This is a genomic window from Melaminivora alkalimesophila, from assembly GCF_000282995.1.
GTDB lineage: Bacteria > Pseudomonadota > Gammaproteobacteria > Burkholderiales > Burkholderiaceae_C > Melaminivora > Melaminivora alkalimesophila.
Genome location: NZ_ALEE01000331.1, coordinates 1 through 3,062, shown reverse-complemented (window position 1 = coordinate 3,062; position 3,062 = coordinate 1). Strand labels below are relative to the sequence as shown.

The 3,062-nt window shown below is 70.9% G+C and carries 4 protein-coding genes and 1 pseudogene; 2 read left to right on the top strand and 3 right to left on the bottom strand.

What is annotated here, in order from left to right; translation table 11 throughout:
• Positions 1 to 230 (bottom strand): annotated as a pseudogene (locus A612_RS06160) (PLDc N-terminal domain-containing protein); the annotation flags it as partial.
• 197 nt (positions 231 to 427) lie between these two features.
• Here A612_RS06160 and A612_RS16990 point away from each other — a divergent pair.
• Together A612_RS16990 and A612_RS16475 are read left to right on the top strand one after the other, a co-directional pair.
• Positions 428 to 1,078, top strand: coding sequence for a cupredoxin domain-containing protein (locus A612_RS16990; protein WP_051001460.1), 651 nt, complete (start codon positions 428 to 430; stop codon positions 1,076 to 1,078).
• Positions 1,057 to 1,794 carry a multicopper oxidase domain-containing protein gene (locus A612_RS16475; protein ID WP_051001459.1) on the top strand — a complete coding sequence of 246 codons (738 nt, stop codon included), beginning with the start codon at positions 1,057 to 1,059 and terminating at the stop codon, positions 1,792 to 1,794. Before A612_RS16990 ends, A612_RS16475 begins: the two co-directional genes overlap by 22 nt.
• Positions 1,795 to 1,882: 88 nt before the next feature.
• Here the strand turns inward: A612_RS16475 and arsC are convergent, their stop codons facing one another.
• Positions 1,883 to 2,242, bottom strand: coding sequence for an arsenate reductase (glutaredoxin) (arsC, locus tag A612_RS06150; RefSeq protein ID WP_019373641.1), 360 nt, complete (start codon positions 2,240 to 2,242; stop codon positions 1,883 to 1,885).
• A gap of 30 nt (positions 2,243 to 2,272) precedes the next feature.
• The coding region (locus tag A612_RS06145) for an ABC transporter permease (protein ID WP_019373640.1) at positions 2,273 to 3,062 on the bottom strand (790 nt) is incomplete at its 5' end.

The following is a 3,062-nucleotide window of genomic DNA, read 5'->3' as shown; positions in this document are numbered from 1 at the left end:
GGCCGCTGCCAGTGGTAGCGCCGCGCCGGCCGCGCGAACTTGCGCACGCCGAACAGCAGGAACAGCGGCAGCGTGGCGTAGGGGAAGGCCACCATGCCGAGCACCCAGCCGATGGCGGCCGAGGGGTGGCGGCGCTGATGGTTGATGCGCGTGCCCAGCACATAGATCAGCAGGCCCAGCACCACCACGATGGTGTGGCCGAGGCCCGACAGGAGGGCGACGCGGATCATGTCGCGGCCCCGCCGCAGCGGACCACGGAGCGCCCCTCCCGCCACGGATGGGCGCTCGGCAGGAATGGCGGGAAGGGGCACACGGACATCACCAAAAGCATAGCGAAATACAGGCACCACCCTGTCCGTGCGCACGTGCTCCCCACGATTGGCGGCCGAGGAGACAACCTCAAGCTCCTCTTCATAAGGAAGGTCTCATGCAATCCCCGCGTTCGTTCTCCCGCCTGCCCCTGGCCATCGCTGCTGCCACGCTGTGCGTGGGAACGCTGGCCTACGCAGCCCTGGCCGAACAGCGTTCCCACCAGGTCGCCCAGGCGCCGGCTGCCGCCGCTGCCGTCCCTGCTCCCGCCATCGAGAAGACTCCCGACGGCGCCGTCCGGCGCTTCGTGCTGGAGACCGGCATCGTGGACGGCAAGATGGTCTTCCTGGACGATCACGGCGTTCCCAACCCCGTGCTGCGCGCCGCCGTGGGCGATACGGTGGAGATCGTGCTCAAGAGCGGCGAAGGCGCCGAGCACGACCTCGCTATTCCGGAGCTGGAAGTGCAGTCGCCCAAGTTCGACGGCAACACCGGCACCGTGACCGTGCGCTTCACCGTCACGCAGGCCGGCAATTTCACCTACTACTGCACCATCCCAGGCCACCGCCAGATCGGCATGGAAGGCAGCTTCGAGGTCACCGGCGAACCGGGCCAGAAGGCTGCCCCGACCGCCGCCAAGGTCTCGCCCCTGAGCGGTGCGCAGCTCTACACCGCCCCCGCCTCGCGCCCGGCCGATGCCGCCGCCGTGAGCGTGGCGCTCGACCCGGCCGCCGTGCCGCCGCCCGCGTGGGCGACAGCATCGAGCTGACGCTGGCCAACGCCCGCGACAGCAAGATGATCCACTCCATCGACCTGCATTCCGTCACCGGCGGGCACGGCGGCGGCGAGCACACCCAGGTCGGCCCCGGCCAGGAAAAGACCATCACCTTCAAGGCGCTCAAGCCCGGCCTGTACGTCTACCACTGCGCCACGCCCCTGGTGCCGCAGCACATCGCTGCCGGCATGTACGGCCTGATCCTGGTCGAGCCCGAAGGCGGCCTGTCCAAGGTGGACCGCGAGTACTACGTCATGCAGGGCGACATGTACACCACGCGCCCGCACGGCGCCAAGACGCACCAGGACGCCGACCTGGACAAGATGGCGGCCGAGCTGCCGGACTACTACGTGTTCAACGGCGCCGTGGGCTCGCTCACCAAGGAGCACAAGCTCACGGCCAAGGTCGGCGAGACGGTGCGCATCTACTTCGGCGTGGGCGGGCCGAACAAGATCTCGTCCTTCCACGTGATCGGCGAGATCTTCGACAAGGTCTACAGCGAAGGCTCCACCAGCTCGATCAAGAAGGACGTGCAGACCACCCTGGTGGCCCCGGGCGGCGCGACCATCGTCGAGTTCAAGGTGGACTACCCCGGCCAGTACACCCTGGTGGACCACGCACTGTCGCGCGCCGGCAAGGGCGCCGTGGGCATCCTGGAAGTCACGGGCGACAAGGACGACAGCGTGTACAAGGTGGGCAAGTCCCGCTGAGCGAGCGAGTGCGGCGGTGCAGGCGGCGCCTGCACCCCAGGCTCCGGACGGCGGCTCCCTGGCGGGCCGCCGTTTTTGCGTGCCCGCCCTACAGGAGCTCCAGCACCCGCTCGGGCGGGCGGCACAGCAGCGCGCCGCGCGGCGTGACCACGATCGGGCGGTTGAGCAGTTGCGGGTGCTGCGCGACGGCGGCGATCAGCTCGTCGTCCGTGCGCGCCGGGTCGGCCAGGCCGAGTTCGGCATAGGCCGCCTCCTTGCTGCGCAGCAGCTCGCGCACCGGCACGCCCAGGCGCGCGACCAGCGCCTGGAGCTGCGCGGCATCCAGGGGCTCGGCGAGGTAGTCCACGATGGTCGGCTCGATCCCGCGCTCGCGCAGCAGCGCCAGGGCGCCGCGCGAGTTGCTGCAGCGGGCGTTGTGGTAGATGGTGATGTCGGGCCGGGCGGTCATGGGCCCGAGTGTAGGCGCGCCGCGGGGCCGTCAGCGCCGCGCCGAGCGCAGCGTGCGGCTGAGCAGGATGACCGGCACCAGCCCCACGGCCACCAGCGCCAGCGAGGGCAGCGCCGCCTCGCCCAGGCGCTCGTCGCGCGCCAGCTGGTAGGCGACCACCGCCAGCGTGTCGCTGTTGAAGGGCCGCAGCACCATGGTGGCGGGCAGCTCCTTCATGACGTCCACGAACACCAGCAGCGCCGCCGCCGCCGCCGACCGCTTGAGCAGCGGCCAGTGCACCCGAGTCAGCAGCTGCGCCCCGCCCACCCCCAACATGCGCGCCGAATCGTCCAGGCTCATGGGAATGCGCGCGTAGCCGCTCTGCACCGACTGCAGCGCCACGGCGCAAAAACGCACCAGGTAGGCCCAGACGATGCCGGTCGCCGTCGCAGTGATGACGGTGGGCAGCCCCCAGCCCGGCGCCGCCTCCTGCACCCAGCCCACCGGCAGCAGCAGCCCGACCACGATGACCGCGCCCGGCACGGCATAACCCAGGCTCGCCAGGCGCACCACCGCGCGCGTCAGCAGGTCGCGGCTCCTGCGCACCGCAAAGGCCAGCACGAAGGAAATCAGCACCGCCAGCACCGCCGTGATGGCCCCGAGGCGCACGCTGTTGCCGGCCCACTCGGCAAAGCGGCCCCAGGGCAGCACCGACCAGTCGGCCGCAAGCGGCCGCAGCATGAACAGCACCGGCGCGAAGAAGCCCATGACCACCGGCAGCAGGCAGACCGCCCAGGCGACCGCCCGGCCGGCGCCGCTGAGCCGCTGCGGCTCGCCCTCG